This is a genomic window from Mycolicibacillus koreensis, from assembly GCF_002104795.1.
Classification (GTDB): Bacteria; Actinomycetota; Actinomycetes; order Mycobacteriales; family Mycobacteriaceae; genus Mycobacterium; species Mycobacterium koreense.
Genome location: NZ_NCXO01000005.1, coordinates 69,016 through 84,346, shown reverse-complemented (window position 1 = coordinate 84,346; position 15,331 = coordinate 69,016). Strand labels below are relative to the sequence as shown.

The 15,331-nt window shown below is 61.8% G+C and carries 11 protein-coding genes and 2 pseudogenes; 8 read left to right on the top strand and 5 right to left on the bottom strand.

The annotated features are described in order from the left end of the window. Positions 1-21: 21 nt before the first annotated feature. From B8W67_RS03770 to B8W67_RS03755, 3 genes and pseudogenes are all read right to left on the bottom strand, one after another. Entirely contained in the window at positions 22-2,055 is a 2,034-nt protein-coding gene (locus B8W67_RS03770) for an ATP-binding protein (RefSeq protein ID WP_005116476.1), read from the bottom strand. Positions 2,056-2,060: 5 nt separating this feature from the next. Continuing rightward, positions 2,061-3,662, bottom strand: coding sequence for an acyl-CoA carboxylase subunit beta (locus B8W67_RS03765; protein ID WP_005086599.1), 1,602 nt, complete (start codon positions 3,660-3,662; stop codon positions 2,061-2,063). A 351-nt stretch (positions 3,663-4,013) separates the two neighbouring features. Then, positions 4,014-4,505 (bottom strand): annotated as a pseudogene (locus B8W67_RS03755) (TetR/AcrR family transcriptional regulator); the annotation flags it as partial. Positions 4,506-4,573: 68 nt separating this feature from the next. Here B8W67_RS03755 and B8W67_RS03750 point away from each other — a divergent pair. Beyond that, a protein-coding gene (locus B8W67_RS03750) for an IS3 family transposase (protein WP_109561700.1) occupies positions 4,574-5,739 on the top strand; the annotation gives its coding sequence in 2 pieces (ribosomal slippage) (positions 4,574-4,858 and positions 4,861-5,739; 1,164 coding nt in all). 17 nt (positions 5,740-5,756) lie between these two features. Here B8W67_RS03750 and B8W67_RS03745 read toward each other — a convergent pair. Next, positions 5,757-5,957, bottom strand: a pseudogene (locus B8W67_RS03745) (TetR family transcriptional regulator); the annotation flags it as partial. Positions 5,958-6,025: 68 nt separating this feature from the next. On the opposite strand from B8W67_RS03745, the gene B8W67_RS03740 reads away from it, so the two are divergent. Then, entirely contained in the window at positions 6,026-6,895 is an 870-nt protein-coding gene (locus B8W67_RS03740) for a metal-dependent hydrolase (protein ID WP_005086597.1), read from the top strand. A 183-nt stretch (positions 6,896-7,078) separates the two neighbouring features. Here B8W67_RS03740 and B8W67_RS03735 read toward each other — a convergent pair whose 3' ends face one another. Continuing rightward, positions 7,079-7,711 (bottom strand): TetR/AcrR family transcriptional regulator, encoded by a 633-nt coding sequence (locus B8W67_RS03735; RefSeq protein ID WP_005086596.1) that lies wholly within the window; start codon positions 7,709-7,711, stop codon positions 7,079-7,081. 128 nt (positions 7,712-7,839) lie between these two features. Between B8W67_RS03735 and B8W67_RS03730 the strand changes: the two genes are divergently transcribed. The 6 genes from B8W67_RS03730 to B8W67_RS03705 all read left to right on the top strand — a co-directional run bounded on the left by B8W67_RS03730 (position 7,840) and on the right by B8W67_RS03705 (position 15,251). Beyond that, positions 7,840-8,694, top strand: coding sequence for an SDR family NAD(P)-dependent oxidoreductase (locus tag B8W67_RS03730; RefSeq protein WP_005086595.1), 855 nt, complete (start codon positions 7,840-7,842; stop codon positions 8,692-8,694). A 13-nt stretch (positions 8,695-8,707) separates the two neighbouring features. Continuing rightward, complete coding sequence (locus B8W67_RS03725; protein ID WP_005086594.1) at positions 8,708-9,631, top strand: hypothetical protein; 924 nt, start codon at positions 8,708-8,710, stop codon at positions 9,629-9,631. Then, a complete protein-coding gene (locus tag B8W67_RS03720) occupies positions 9,628-11,121 on the top strand; it encodes a flavin-containing monooxygenase (protein ID WP_005086592.1) in 1,494 nt (497 codons plus the stop codon). The genes B8W67_RS03725 and B8W67_RS03720 overlap by 4 nt, the downstream gene beginning before the upstream one ends. A 44-nt stretch (positions 11,122-11,165) precedes the next feature. Continuing rightward, a complete protein-coding gene (locus B8W67_RS03715) occupies positions 11,166-12,683 on the top strand; it encodes a flavin-containing monooxygenase (RefSeq protein WP_005086591.1) in 1,518 nt (505 codons plus the stop codon). Then, positions 12,680-13,645 carry an alpha/beta hydrolase gene (locus B8W67_RS03710; RefSeq protein WP_016895701.1) on the top strand — a complete coding sequence of 322 codons (966 nt, stop codon included), beginning with the start codon at positions 12,680-12,682 and terminating at the stop codon, positions 13,643-13,645. Before B8W67_RS03715 ends, B8W67_RS03710 begins: the two co-directional genes overlap by 4 nt. A gap of 76 nt (positions 13,646-13,721) precedes the next feature. Continuing rightward, positions 13,722-15,251, top strand: coding sequence for a flavin-containing monooxygenase (locus B8W67_RS03705; protein WP_005086589.1), 1,530 nt, complete (start codon positions 13,722-13,724; stop codon positions 15,249-15,251). Positions 15,252-15,331: the final 80 nt, after the last annotated feature.

Here is a 15,331-nt window from a genome sequence, read left to right as displayed (position 1 = left end):
ATCGGGAGCGCGCCGGGTTCATTAGAGCTCGGTGGCGTCCGACGCCACTTCACCGCCGTCCACCGCCTCGACCACGGCGAGGACGTCACCGCTCGAGACCTGATGGCCGACCTGGACCGGCAGGGCGCTCAGCACCCCGTCGATCGGGCTCGCGACGGTGTGCTCCATCTTCATCGCCTCCAGGACGACAAGGGTTTGGCCCGCCGAGACCGTCTCGCCCTCGGCGACCGGTAGTCGGATCACCGAGCCCGGCATCGGCGCGGTGAGCGACCCGGGCGGGTTGAGAGTGCTCGGGTCGACGAAGCGTGGCGCCAGCCGCAGGGCGGAGTAGCCGGCGACCGAGTCGAGGTGGGCAACATCGCCGTCGAGGACGACATCATAAGTGCGGCGCACCCCGTCGACGCGCAGCACCACCCGCTCGCTACTGCCCTCGACAACCTCGACGTCGGCCAACGGCTCGTCGTCGACCTGCAGGCAGGTCCCTGTCGAACCTAACGTGTACCCGACGCGCACTTCGCGCCCACCCTGGGTCTGCCAGGTCGTGGTCTGCGGCTGCGAAGGGTTGTTGCGCCAGCCGGCGGGCAACGTGGCCTGCAGAGTTGCGACGGCACGCCGCGCGGCCACCCCGGCCACGGTCGCCGCGACGGCGTGCAGGCGCTCGGACTGCGTGTCTGGGAGGGCAGCGCCGAGTTGGGCGACGTCGTGTCGGTCAAGGAACCCAGTGTCGGTGCCCCGCCCGGCGAACTCGTCATGGCGCAGGACGCGAACAAGCAGGTTGCGATTGGTGGTCACGCCGTGAATACGGGCGCCGGCCAGCGCCGCCGAGAGGCTGGCAAGTGCCTCGTCGCGCGTTGGTGCCCACGCGATGACCTTGGCCAGCAGCGAATCGTAGTAATGACTGATGACCGAACCGGCACGAAAACCCGAGTCAACCCGCACGCCGGCAAGCGCCGGGACATCCAAGGTGCGCAGGGTGCCGGTACAGGGCCGGTAGTCATCGGCCGGATCCTCGGCGCACAGACGGGCCTCGACCGCGTGACCGCGAATTCGCGGGTTGTGCATCTCCTCAGGCAGCGGGCGGCCCATGGCTACGAGCAGCTGGGCACGCACCAGGTCGAGGCCGGTGATCAGCTCGGTAACCGGGTGCTCGACCTGCAGCCGGGTGTTCATCTCGAGGAAGGCGAAGGAGTCGGCTTTGCCATCCTGAGCGGCGTCGTAGACGAACTCGACCGTCCCGGCGCCTACGTAGCCGACGGCGCGCGCGGCGGCGATGGCGGCCTCGCTCATCCGAGCGCGCAACGCGTCGTCGACGACCGGTGACGGCGCCTCCTCGATCACCTTCTGGTGTCGACGCTGCACGGAGCACTCGCGCTCGAACAGAGAGACGACGTTTCCGTGCGTGTCGGCCATGATCTGGATCTCGACGTGGCGTGGGCGCTGGACGTAACGCTCGAGGAAGACGGTGCCGTCGGCGAACGCGGCGGCGGCCTCACGCGAAGCGGAGGTGACCGCTTCGTCGAGCTCGTCCGGCGACGCGACAATGCGCATGCCTCGGCCACCGCCGCCGGCGCTGGCCTTGACCAGCACGGGGTAGCCGACGTCGGCGGCCAGCTTCGCCAGCTGCTCGGCCGATAGCCCCGTCGTGTCGCCACCGGGCAGCACAGGCACCCCCGCGTCGGACATCGTCTTCTTGGCCTGCAGCTTCGAGCCCATCGCGTCGATCGCCCCGGGCGGCGGACCGATGAAGACGAGGTCGGCGGCGGCACAGGCGCGCGCGAACCCGGCGTTTTCCGAAAGGAAGCCGTAGCCGGGGTGTACTGCGTCCGCGCCGGTGAGCGAGGCAGCGGCGATGATCCGGTGGATGTCGAGGTAGGTCTCAGCGGCAGACGAGCCGGGAAGGTGCACGGCCTCGTCGGCGTCGGCGACGTGCCACGCGTCGGCGTCGGCGTCGGAATAGACCGCGACGGTGGCGATGCCGAGATCGCGGCAAGTGCGGAACACCCGCCGCGCGATCTCGCCACGGTTGGCGACCAGGACCTTGCGGATCTTGGGCATCGCCATCACATCCGGAACACGCCGTAGCCACGCTGGCCACGGACCTCGCCGTTGTGGATCACCGACAGGCAGAACCCGAGAACGGTCCGCGTATCGCGGGGATCGATGATCCCGTCGTCGTAAAGTCGGCCGCTGTTGGCCAGTGCGACGGATTCGCGCTCGATCTGTTCCTCGACGGCGGCGCGCATCTGGGCGTCGGCCTCCTCGTCGAAGGGCAGCCCGCGGTCGGCGGCGGACTCGCGCGCCACGATGGACAGCACTCCGGCCAGTTGCGCCGGACCCATCACGGCCGACTTCGAGTTAGGCCAAGCGAATAGGAAACGCGGCGAGTACGATCGCCCGCACATGCCGTAGTTCCCGGCACCGTAGGACGCACCCATGGTGATGGTCACGTGGGGGACCGTGCTGTTGGATACGGCGTTGATCATCTTGGCGCCGTCCTTGATGATGCCGCCCTGTTCGTACTCGGCACCGACCATGAAACCGGTGGTGTTCTGCAGGAAGATGAGGGGGGTGTCGATCTGATTTGCCAGTTGGATGAACTGCGAACCTTTCTCGGCCTCCTCACTGAACAGGATGCCCCGTGCGTTGGCGAGGATGCCGACTGGGAAGCCGTGGATCGAGGCCCAGCCGGTGACGAGTGACGTGCCGTAGAGAGGTTTGAACTCGTCGAAGGCCGAGCCGTCGACCACTCGGGCGATGACGTCGCGGGGGTCGAAGGGCACCTTCGGATCGACCGACGCGATGCCGAGCAGCTGATCGGGGTCGTGCACCGGTGGGTGCGGCGGCGTGGTGGGTCCGGGGCCGTTCTTCCGCCAGTTGAGCCGCGCCATGATGCGACGGCCGATGCGGATCGCATCCTGCTCGTCCTCGGCCATGTAATCGGCCAGCCCCGAGGTGCGGGCGTGCATGTCGGCGCCGCCGAGCGACTCGTCATCGGAGACCTCGCCCGTGGCCATCTTGACCAGCGGCGGACCCCCGAGGAACACCTTGGAACGGTTGCGAACCATCACGACGTAGTCGCACATGCCCGGGACGTACGCACCTCCAGCGGTGGAGTTGCCGAAGACCAAGGCCAGTGTCGGCAGCCCCGCTGCGCTGTGCTGTGTCAAGTCGTGGAACAGCTGTCCGCCGGGCACGAAGATGTCTGCCTGTGTGGGCAGGTCGGCGCCGCCAGACTCGACGATGTTGATGATGGGCAGTCGGTTCTCCCGCGCGATGGCCATGCCGCGGAACACCTTGCGGAAGGTATAGGGGTTCGATGCGCCGCCGCGGACGGTGGGGTCGTGGGCGATGATCATCGACTCGATGCCCTCGACTACGCCGATGCCGACCACCACGCTACCGCCGACGGGGAACTTACTGCCCCAGGCGGCGAAGGGACATAGTTCGAGGAACGCCGTGTCGGGGTCGAGCATCAGCTCGATGCGCTCGCGGACGAGCAGCTTGCCCCGCTTGCGGTGGCGCGCAACGTATTTCGCGCCTCCGCCGCCGTTGACCAGCGCCAGTTGCTCCACGATGGTGTGGAGTTGCGCGCTCAGTCCTTCGCGGTTCTTGAGATACCCGGGCGCGGTGTCGTCGACCCGGTCGGGCAAGACCTGTACCAAAATTTTCCCTCCGGGCGAGCATCGACGTCATCTGCTAGGCGCTGATGTTAGCCGCAATTAACATCAGGTGACAACGGCGGCAGGGCTTGCGTCAGATTTGTTTCCCGCGCCGCGATTCCGTCGAAGCGCGATGGATCGAAGCGGTGCGCTTCGCTGCAGATCGAGCGATCAAAGGAATTGACTGCGGGCGCGACGGCACACACAGGGCCCTTGCTAGGTCGTATCGAGTTCCTCGTCCGGCGCGCGTGGAGTCTACGGTCGCGATCTCGGGTGAACGCCAGCAGTGATTATCAGCGTCGCGCCATGCGCCTCAGCCAACCGAGTCGTATATAAATCCGGGTCGGTCAGAATCTATCGGGTCTCGTCAACTGCGGCCAGCCGCGGAGCGGCCTGATCAGGCGCCTGCCCGAGGGTATATAGGCCGAGACTGCCGAGAAAACCCGCACAGTGCTCGATAAGCATTTCAGTCGAGAGGTTCAGTTGTCCGTCTATCCAGCGACGGAGTATCTCGAACAGGCCCCCGACACCGTAGGTGGCGGCGAGATCTGCGACTTGAAGCACCTCGCTGGGTATATCGAGGTGCAAGCGGGCCTCTCTGAGCACCAGCTCCGCAAAATCGGTCATCAGCTCGCTTCGCAGCTGCCGAAGGAGGGGTTCTGCGCCCGATTCGACAAACAGTATGCGGGCCATGCTGGGATCGTTCTCGATCACCTGAACCAGGGCCTTGATCGGAGCGTAAGCGAGTTCTTGAGGAGCAACCGTGTCGTCCGGAATGGCGCTGGTTATCACCGCCTGGAAGGTGGCGGAGATCTTGGCAAATACCGCGCGCAAGAGTGCGTCTCGGGGGCTGCTGCACGGATAGGTGACAACTGATCTGTCTGGTCGAGTGACCGGGCTGGAAGGATGTCGCTGTGCCCAAGCCCTACCCCAAAGAGTTCCGTGAGGATGTTGTTCGTGTTGCTCAGAACCGGGACCCGAAGACGACGTTGGAGGAGATCGCCGAGGACTTCGGGATCCATGCCACGACGCTGACGAAGTGGCTTCATCAGGCCGACGTCGAGGATGGCGTGAAGCCCGGGATGACCGCAGACCAGTCGGCGGCGTTGTGGGAGCTCAAGCGCCGCAACCGGCTGTTGGAGCAGGAGAACGAGGTCCTGCGGCGGGCGGCGGCGTATTTGTCGCAGGCTAATCTGCCGGGAAAAGGCTCTACCCGCTCGTGAAGGAGCTCGCCGCCGACGGGATCCCCGTCGCGGTGACGTGCCGGGTCCTCAAGCTCGCCCGTCAGCCCTACTACCGCTGGCTGGCTAATCCCATCACCGACGCCGAACTCACCGAGGCCTACCGCGCCAACGCGCTGTTCGACGCCCACTGCGAAGACCCGGAGTTCGGCTACCGTTTCCTCGTCGATGAGGCCGGCGACGCCGGTGAGCCGATGGCGCAGCGGACCGCGTGGCGGATCTGCTCGAACAATGGCTGGTGGAGCGCATTCGGGAAGCGCAAACGCGGCAAGAACGGCAAAGCCGGCCCACCGGTGCACGATGATCTGGTCGGCCGGGACTTCACCGCGCACGCGCCAAATCAAGTGTGGCTCAGTGATATTACTGAGCATCGCACCGGCGAAGGCAAGCTCTATTTGTGTGCGATCAAGGACGTGTTCTCCAACCGGATCGTCGGCTACAGCATCGACTCTCGGATGACCTCGCGGCTGGTCACCCAGGCCCTCAACAGTGCAGCGGCACGTCGTGGTGAGGTCGCCGGGTGCATCCTGCACAGCGACCGCGGCAGCCAGTTCCGCAGCCGGAAATTCGTCCGCGCCCTGGGACGCCTCGACATGGTCGGCTCCATGGGCCGCGTAGGGGCAGCCGGGGACAACGCCGCCATGGAGAGCTTCTTTTCCCTGCTGCAGAAGAACGTCCTGGACCGCCGCCGCTGGGACACCCGCGAACAGCTGCGCATCGCCATCGTCACCTGGATCGAGCGCACCTACCACCGCCGACGCCGGCAAGCCGGCCTCGGCCGGTTGACCCCCATCGAATACGAAGCAATCATGACCACACCGGCCAGTCAGGCCGCGTGACCGAAACTGTCACCTAACCGTGCAGCAGACCCTCGGTCGCGAAACTGCTGGTAGAAGTACCGGCTCGTCACTCCTGACTTCGCACACACGGCGGTCACGGTGCACGCGGTAGCTCCGTGGGTGCCCATGATTGAGACCGCGGCATCAATCAACATCACGCGGCGCTGCGCATCGCGTTGAGCTGCGGACAGCCCGCCATAAACACGTGCTGGACTCATGTCCTACAGTCTGGCAGTCTTATCTGACAAGGCATAAAGTCAGATCCAACTTCGAGGAAGGACCTCCAGTGTCGGAAGATCAAGCCCGGACCAGGACCCGCGTGCTGCCAAAACCCAGGCGTGTTCGTTTTCCGATGCCGACCTCCACGAAGCGGCAACACTTCGTGGATGGCGACCTGGTGATGAGCCATTTCATCTCGGTGCTTTCTGCGACGTTCCCGGAAGGCGAGGATTTCTTCATCCGATCGGTCAGGAACTTCCAGAGCTCCATCGACGATCCCCAATTGGATACAGCGGTCAAGGGTTTCATCGGACAAGAGGCCACACATCGACACCAGCATCGTCTCCTCAACGAGCGACTCCAGGTCATGGGGTATCCGACGGCGCGAATCGACCGTCATGTCGCACGCCTGATCAAGCGATTGGAACGGCGCTTTTCGCCGGAAATGCGGCTGTCCATGACCTCCGCGTTGGAGCACTACACCGCTACGCTGGCAGAAATCATTCTTACCAGCGAAGACGCCCAGAAGCTCATCGGACAGACAGAGGTTCGACCGATTCTGCTGTGGCATGCCTTCGAGGAGTCGGAGCACAAAGCGGTTGCCTTCGATGTCTATCGGCTCGTGGGAGGAACCGAGCGCACCCGTGTACGCGGCATGCGGATCGCTTCAGTAATTCTGTTCGGCGAACTCATTCTGCAGACTGCCCTGTCCATGGCCGCTGACAAAGCCTCATATAACCCGGTCACGTTGGTGCGCAGTCTGTACCGCTTCAGTCGCACCCCGATGTTCACCGCCGATGCGCTGCGGCGTTTCCGTTCCTACAATCGCCCGGGTTTCCATCCTGATGATTGGGACAGCGCCGCGGTCCTGGAGCATTGGAGCAAAGAACTGTTCGACCAAGACGGTTCACAGCGAGTTATCGCTTCGTCGGGATAGCAAAGATGCGGAAGTGCGGCGACGCAGGAGCACCGTTCCTGCGTCGCTCCTTCCGAACAGGGTGCGACGCGTCGGTCGACTCACGGATTCGGTGCTCGGTGGCCGGTGAAGGTGGCGGTCGGACCCGCAAATGCGGTTCGCAGCGATCGCCACGGGGCTGGCTGGCCCTGTTGTGAGCCTCGATCAGTCGCTGATGACATAGCGTTGAGCCAGGGTTTCAGCAAGTCTGCTGGTGTGCGCGACCACTTCTTTCTCGGTCACCGCAAGCAAACCGGAGTGCCAGGCGGTGATGACTTCGACGAATCCCCCGACAGCGATCAGGGTGTCCATGCGAAGGGCTATCTCGTCGGCATCTTGTCGGAGGTGTGGCCGGCTTGCCTCAACGACCAACTGCGTTGCTTCCTGTAGCGCCACGGCGCGGCGGTCTTGTAGCGGTGAGCTACCGACATGCTGAGCGAGGAGGATGCGTGCCCGGCCGGGATCGCGTGCGATCCGGTCGACCACGATGGTGATCGCCGCGGTGATGGTTTCGATCGGCGGCCGATTCGCACGCTCGTTGAAGAGCGCGGCGACCTCGCCGAGCATGTCATTGCGGACGCCATCCCACGCAGCAACGAGCAGCTCATCGCGCGTCTTGAAGCCCTCGTAGAAGTATCGATCGTTCAGCCCTGTGCGGGCGCATACGCCGCGCATAGTGACCGCGGCCCAACCGCTCTCACTCCAAATCTCGGTTGCGGCCTCGATCAATTGCTGCCGTCGCTCGGCACGACGCTCGGCCCCGGTCCGACCACCCCAGCGCTTGTTTCTCGACCGCACCTCTCCATCTTGACAAGGTGCTCGTTCCACCACCAAACTGGTGGCATGCGACACCAATGGTGGCTGGTGCCCCCAGATGAGAGTTTCCCCACAGCAGACGTCCATGTCGCGACCCGAAAGGCAGACGGATGAGATTGCTGCCCTTCGGCGGCGCACCAGGCAGAACGCACCGCGCCGATGCAGTCGTCACGGGCGCAGGAAGCGGTATCGGCCGCGCATTCGCCGTGGAGCTTGCGCGCCGAGGTGGACGCGTGGTGTGCGCCGACAAAGATCCCGTCACTGCAAAAGAGTCGGCAGAGTTGGTGAGGCAGGCTGGCGGCGAGGGCTTCGACATCGCATGCGATGTCACCGATCTTGAGCAGGTCCGCAACCTCGCTGATGTGAGCGAAGACTGGTTCGAGAAGGCTGCGAGCCTCGTCATCAACAACGCCGGAATCGGTGCGGGCGGCAACCGCATCGGCGCGACGTCGATCGAGGACTGGAACGCGGCGATTTCTGTCAACCTCTGGGGCGTTATCTACGGCTGCGAGACTTTTGTGCCTCGGCTCCGCAGCAATGGGCATGGCGGAGTCATCAATGTGGCGTCGGCAGCGAGCTTTGGCTCGGCCCCTCGGATGGCGGCTTACAACGTGAGCAAGGCCGGGGTGCTCGCTCTGTCGGAGACATTGGCGGCCGAACTGAGCGGTACTGACATCAACGTCACAGTGCTTTGCCCCACCTTCGTGAAGACGAACATCGTCAACAATCCTCAAATCGACGAGGCGGCTGCAAGACTCGCGGCCAACCTGATGAAATGGACCGGCATTTCGCCACAGCACGTTGCTCGAACGACGTTGAACGCGCACGATCGCGGACAAATTTATGTAGTACCCCAACTCGATGCCAAAGTCTTGTGGCAACTCAAGAGAGCCCTACCCGGCCCCTTTACTCGCACGCTGGGCCTCGTGGAGCGCATGGCCTCATGGAACGATTCAGCCGAGTAGAGGAGCAGGGAAAATGGCTTTCGCATACAGTGACATGCTCGAGACAATCAAAAACAAGCAATGGGCTCTTGCCGATATCGATTGGAACGCCCCTGGCGCGGAACTGATCACCGATGAACAGCGTCCCAAACTCAAGCAATTCATGTCCGACGTGGTGTGGATTGAGCATGTTGGAGCACGTGCCTTCGCCGCGATGGCTCCAAAGGCGCCATTCGAAGCGCTCGGAGACATTTACCGTTACTTTCACGCCGAGGAGCAGCGTCACGCCAATGCCGAACTTGCCTTGATGCGTCGCTGGGGCATGCTCGAGGAAGGCGAGAAACCGGTCCCGAACAAGAATATTCGGCTGGTCATCGAATGGCTGGACCGTTATGCGGAAGCCCTGCCCCTGACCGTCATCGGGGCCGCGATTCCGGCACTGGAGACTGCGCTCGATGGAGCGCTGCTGAAGTTTCTCCTCGATGAGGTTGACGACCCTGTGTGCGGGGAGGTGTTCAACAAGGTCAACAGCGACGAATCAAGGCATCTCGCGGTTGGCTTCCAGGTCTTGAATGACCTGGGCGCCAGCCCGATGCGAATCCACGCCATTCAAACTGCGGGTGCTCTTGTCGACCCGCGAATTCTCACCGGCGCTTTGCTGTATATCCCGCTCCTGACGCGCATGTTGATGAATCTCAACGCTATGGGTCTGTCCGAGGAGAAGTTATACAACGCAGTGACGCGGTATGCCAATGTCGGCGATCGCAGTGAGCATACGCGGAGGGTGCCCGGCTATCACATCTTGAAGGCGCACATGTCGTCGTCCATCAAGCGGTCCCAGCCTCTGCACTTCGTGTCTCAGCGCCTTGGCAATGCGATCGATGTTTTCCCTGTTCAGATTTTCGGTCGGCCGCCATCCTGGACGGACGAACTGACCTACGAACCGGTTGCCAAATGACAGGCACCACGACGACGTTGATCGTCGGCGCCGGGTTCGCAGGTATCGGTGCGGCGATCAGACTGCTTCAAGAGGGCACGGATGACTTGGTCATCCTGGAACGGTCAGATCGCGTCGGAGGCACCTGGCGAGACAATACTTATCCCGGTGCGGCCTGCGATATTCCCTCGCTTCTCTACTCCTACTCGTTCGAGCCGAATCCGGGCTGGACTCGTACCTACTCGGGGAGCGCTGAGATCCTCGAATATATCGACGATATGGTCGCCAAGTACGATCTTGCCCGGTTCATCCAGTTTGATACCGACGTGACTGCCTTGGAATTCGATGAGAGTGCCGGCATCTGGATGGCCGACACGGCAGATGGAAAGCGGTATCACACCCGGTCAGTTGTGATGGCCAGTGGACCACTTGCCAACGCCAGCTTTCCCGATATTCGGGGTATTGACTCGTACGGTGGAAAAAAGATCCACAGCGCTCGATGGGACCATGGCTACGATCTCGGCGGTAAGAGGGTTGCAGTCATCGGGACAGGCGCGAGCGCGGTTCAGATCATTCCCGAGCTCGTAAAGTCGGCTGCCTCGGTCAAAGTCTTCCAGAGAACGCCCGGCTGGGTGTTGCCCAGGGTGAACTTCAGGCATCCGGCCTGGGCGCGTTCGACCTTCACACACCTGCCGGTGAGCGAACAAGCGCTCCGCGACGCGTGGTTTTGGGCCCACGAAGTGATGGCAGTGGGTATGGTCTGGAACACCGCCGCGACGTCCGCGATACAGCTGGCGGCCAAGGCTCATCTCCGTCGGCAGGTGAAAGACTCCTGGTTGAGACGTCAGTTGACGCCCCATTTCAGGCCTGGATGCAAGCGCATGCTCATGACCAGTGATTATTACCCTGCGCTACAGGCGGATAACTGCAAGCTGATCAGCTGGCCGATCGCCACATTGTCACCCAACGGTGTTCGGACCGCCGACGGTGTCGAGCACGAAGTGGACTGTATCGTATTTGCCACTGGCTTCGATGTGGCCAAACGTGGCACCCCGTTCCCGATTAGCGGCCTCGGCGGTCGGAAGCTCGGCGATGAATGGTCTCAGGGGACATTTGCCTTCAAGAGCGTGAGCGTGGCCGGGTATCCGAACTTATTCTTCACTTTCGGACCGAATTCGGGGCCAGGCCACAACTCGGCGCTCGTATATATGGAGGCTGCAATTGACTATATAGTCAAGGCGATCAAGCTCCTTCAGCAAAATGACATCGGCACTTTGGATGTGAGGGAGGATCGTCAGGACCGCTATCACTCCGAAATTCAGCGCCGCCTTCGACGAACGACTTGGAATTCGGGGTGCAGCAGTTGGTATTTGACCGAGGACGGCTACAACGGCACGATGTACCCAGGTTTCGCGACCCAGTTTATGAGAGAACTATCCCGCTTGGATCCTCATGATTACGTGATAACCCGGCGCGACGATACACACGTCGAGCTGACGCAATCACTCTGAATACAAGTTTGCAAGGCTGACCGTCAGAACGGTGAAATACAGGAATGGATCGCAAGTCCGACCGTAATTACGAGATAATTATCATAGGAGCTGGATTTTCCGGCATCGGGTCTGGCATTAGCTTGATGAAGGCGGGATTTACCGACTTCTTGATGGTTGATGACGCCGATGGCGTAGGTGGTACGTGGCACTGGAACACCTACCCGGGTATCGCTGTCGATATACCGTCGTTCAGTTATCAATTCTCATACGAAATGCGGCCCTCTTGGTCGCGCACGTACGCCCACGGCAATGAGCTCAAAGCCTATGCCGAGCGATGTGTTGAAAAGTATCGGCTCTGGGACCATATTCGTTTCAACACAACCATTACCGAGGCTTGTTTCGACGAGAACGCAACACGGTGGCATTTGACCAGTGCCAATGGTGAGGAGTTCACGGCACGCTTCGTGATAAATTGCTCCGGCGTTCTCAGTCGGCCAAAGTGGCCTGAAATCAAGGGGGTGCGAGATTTCGCCGGCGTTACGCTCCACACGGCTAGATGGGACAATGCCAAAGATCTCAGCGGGAAGAGGGTTGCAGTAATCGGTACCGGTGCATCGGCGGTGCAACTGATACCCGAAGTCGCAAAGAAAGCAGAGAGTCTGACGGTATTTCAGCGAACTCCAATTTATTGTCTGCCGAAGCCAGACTTCCCCATACCGACGTGGGGTGGAAGGCTTCTACATTTCCTGCCGGGGGCACAATTGGCGACCCGGACCGCCAGCCAGGCGTTCGTGGAAATCACTTTCCCAATCGCCGCTCACTTTCATACGGTGATACCGTTCGCCGATGTCATGGAGAGCGCCGCAAAGCGGTACATGCGGCGTGAGGTCCATGACCCGACGACGAGAGAACAACTCATTCCGCGCTACTCGTTGGGCTGTAAACGACCCAGCTTCCACAATTCCTATCTCGCAACCTACAACCGGTCCAACGTTTCGCTCGAGACGAGCGGCATAACCCATATCGACCATGCATCCGTCCATACTCGAGACGGCAAAGCTCATCCCATTGACGTCTTGATCCTGGCCACCGGCTTCAAAGTGATGGAGTCGGGCAACATGCCTACTTACGTATTGAAGGGACGCGGCGGGCTGGAGCAGGCTACATGGTGGGGCGAGCATCGACTGCAGGCCTTCGAAGGGGTGAGCGTCCCGGGATTTCCGAATCATTTCAACATCTTCGGCCCGTACGGCTACAACGGTTCCTCGTACTTCACGCTCATCGAGGCGCAGAGTCGGCACATCGTCCGGTGTCTTCGTCGCGCGCGGGCGCTGGGTGCTAACTGGGTGGAGGTCAAGAAGGAGGCGAACGACCGTTATTTCGCCGAAGTGCTAAGGCGGCGTCACAGACAGGTTTTCTGGCAGCCGAGCTGTTCCAGTGCCAACAGCTACTACTTCGACAGGCACGGTGACGTTCCACTCCGTCCATCAACGACTCTGGAGACCTATTGGCGGAGCCGCACCTTTCGCCTCTCGGACTACCGATTCGAGAATCGGCCCGAAGAGGTGTGTCCCCGGTGACCAGAATGGATGCCCCTGACTGGCAGCCCAGTCTTGCCAGTCATCTCGTCGCGATGTCCTCGCGAACCACGCTGCGGCCACTGGCGCAGCTGATGCCATCAAACGCCTACGGACTTGCGGTGATGGATCGCGTGCTTCGAACAGCGCTCGTAGCCTCACGGCCTCGGCGCGGCGTCACAGTGCGCAAGGTTGACACTGTATTCGCCGGAGGCCCGGTTCGTGGGGACTGGATCACCACGCCTGCCATTAATCCGCATGCCAACCCTTTGCTGTACATCCACGGCGGCGCCTATTCTATGTGCTCGCCGGAGACGCACCGCGGTCTTCTTGGTGAACTCGCCTCGGCGAGCGGGCGCCCCATCTTCGCAGTGAAGTATCGTCTTGCCCCGCGGTATCCCTATCCCGCAGCCGCGGACGATGCGCTGAATGCGTATCGCTGGCTTACCAGCGGAGGGTCCCCGGGTTCTTGTCAGCGCACCGTCGCGGTTGCCGGCGATTCAGCGGGCGGTCAGCTCACGATGGCCACGGCCTTGGGCGCTCGTGCAGTTGGATTGCCGCTCCCTGATGCGATGCTGCTGATGTCTCCCGTCCTGGATCTCAGGTGCGAACTTGCCAGAGCGCGTGAACTTCGCCGCCGGGATCCTTTTGCCTCCGCTCAATCAGCGGCGCGCGCTCTTGACCTCTACGTAGGTGGCGCAGATCGCGGAGATCCGCGCCTCAGCGTGCTTGACGCGGACCTCACCTCGATGCCGCCGATCCTCATTCAGGTGGGCGGGAGAGAAATGTTGATCGATGACTCGCGCCGTCTCGCCGAGCGACTTCAATCAGCTGGATCCCACGTCGACATCCAGGTATACCGGGGACAGATCCATGTATTCCAGGCTATGTTCCGGATTCTTCCCGAAGCCCGAGACGCGATTCATCGAGCGGGACGCTTCCTTGAAGCCTCGGAAGTCAGGTGAAAGTGTCCGAACAGGCAATGCTCCTACACCTACACCACCTCGACCGCCGCAGCGTGAAGTCAGTCGTCTCTGCCTCATGAGCAGCAACTTCGCGACGGCCTGTCGCGCGTACGATCCGTCGATCGTGATCATCGGGGCCGGCTTCGCCGGGGTTGCGATGGCCCACCGGCTGAAGAAGGACGGGTTCACGAACTTCACGATCCTGGAAAAGGCTGCAGACATCGGGGGTGTTTGGCGTGACAACACCTATCCGGGAGCGGCCTGCGACGTGCCGTCAGCGTTGTACTCACTCTCGTACAAGCCCAATCCTCGTTGGTCACGGCGATATGCCGAGCAGCCCGAGATACTCAAGTACCTCCAACAACTCGTGGAGAGTGGCGGACTGGCCGCGCATCTGCGTACCCAGACCGAAGTTGTCGCAATGACCTTCGATGACCAGCCAGGGCGTTGGACCCTGGTTACGAACTCGAACGAGACAATAACCTGCGATGTCGTCGTCTCGGCCGTGGGTCAGCTCTCCTTGCCCCACGTACCCGTTATTGCCGACGCAGACACCTTCCAGGGGCCGCGCTTTCATTCGGCGCGTTGGGACCGATCGGTTTCGCTTCGCGGCAAGCAAGTAGCCGTCATCGGCACAGGAGCTAGTGCCATCCAATTCGTGCCACACATCGCCCAGGAGGCGGAGCATGTCACGCTATATCAGCGCACGGCTCCGTGGATCTTGCCGAAGTGGGACAGCAGGTATGGAGTCCTTCACGACAGGGTGAGCGAGTTATTGCCGATGGCGCTGCGCCTCGAGCGTTTCGCGGTATGGCTAATTTTCGAGTTGCTCGCTGTGACGCTAGTCGACGCGAAGCCCCTCTCACGCGTCCTCGGTGCGATCGCGCGCCGCCACCTACATCGGCAGGTTGCTAGCCCATCTTTGCGCGAGCAATTGATGCCTTCGGACGCGCCAGGGTGCAAGCGAGTGCTGTTCTCGAATGATTACTATCCAGCAATCGCGAGTGATCGCGTGTCGTTGGTGCCGAAGGCTATCGCAGAGCTCTGCGACAACGGTGTCAAGACCGTGGATGGAAAGTTTCGTCCTGCAGATGTCGTGATCTACGGAACCGGGTTTCGCGCCACCGATTTTCTCGCCCCGATGTCCGTGCGCGGCTCTCGCGGAGTCTCCTTGGCCGAGGGTTGGAAGACCCAGGCGTACGCATATCTGGGCATCACTGTCCCCATGTTCCCGAACCTGTTCCTGCTTTATGGTCCCAACACGAATGTGGGCTCGGGGTCGATCCTCTACATGATCGAGTCACAAGTCCGTCACATCGCAACGCTCATCAAAGCCGTGGCTGCTCATCCGGGTCATGCGATCGATGTCAGGGCGGAGAGCGCGCAACGCTACAACACGCGCTTGAGAAGGCGACTACGGAGGTCGGTGTGGGCGCTGTGTGCGAGCTGGTATCGAACCTCGAGCGGGGAAATCCCGACGAACTGGCCGGGGCCTACCTTGGTTTATCGACTCCTTACCCGGAAGCCGCACAGCGGCGATTACGTCTTGAGAAACGTCGGGCGTCTAAAGGTCGGAGACCCTGCAGAACCGAGCCTGGCCGACTAAGGGCACGAGACGCGCACTTAACCGCTAGGCCAATAATGTCTAGATATTGACATCAATGGCATCTTTGTAAAGACTGGTGG

Coding starts and splice junctions, on each gene's coding strand:
- B8W67_RS03770 (WP_005116476.1), bottom strand. CDS start 2,055: ATGCCCAAGATCCGCAAGGTCCTGGTCGCCAACCGTGGCGAGATCGCG.
- B8W67_RS03730 (WP_005086595.1), top strand. CDS start 7,840: ATGAGATTGCTGCCCTTCGGCGGCGCACCAGGCAGAACGCACCGCGCC.
- B8W67_RS03725 (WP_005086594.1), top strand. CDS start 8,708: ATGGCTTTCGCATACAGTGACATGCTCGAGACAATCAAAAACAAGCAA.
- B8W67_RS03720 (WP_005086592.1), top strand. CDS start 9,628: ATGACAGGCACCACGACGACGTTGATCGTCGGCGCCGGGTTCGCAGGT.
- B8W67_RS03715 (WP_005086591.1), top strand. CDS start 11,166: ATGGATCGCAAGTCCGACCGTAATTACGAGATAATTATCATAGGAGCT.
- B8W67_RS03705 (WP_005086589.1), top strand. CDS start 13,722: ATGAGCAGCAACTTCGCGACGGCCTGTCGCGCGTACGATCCGTCGATC.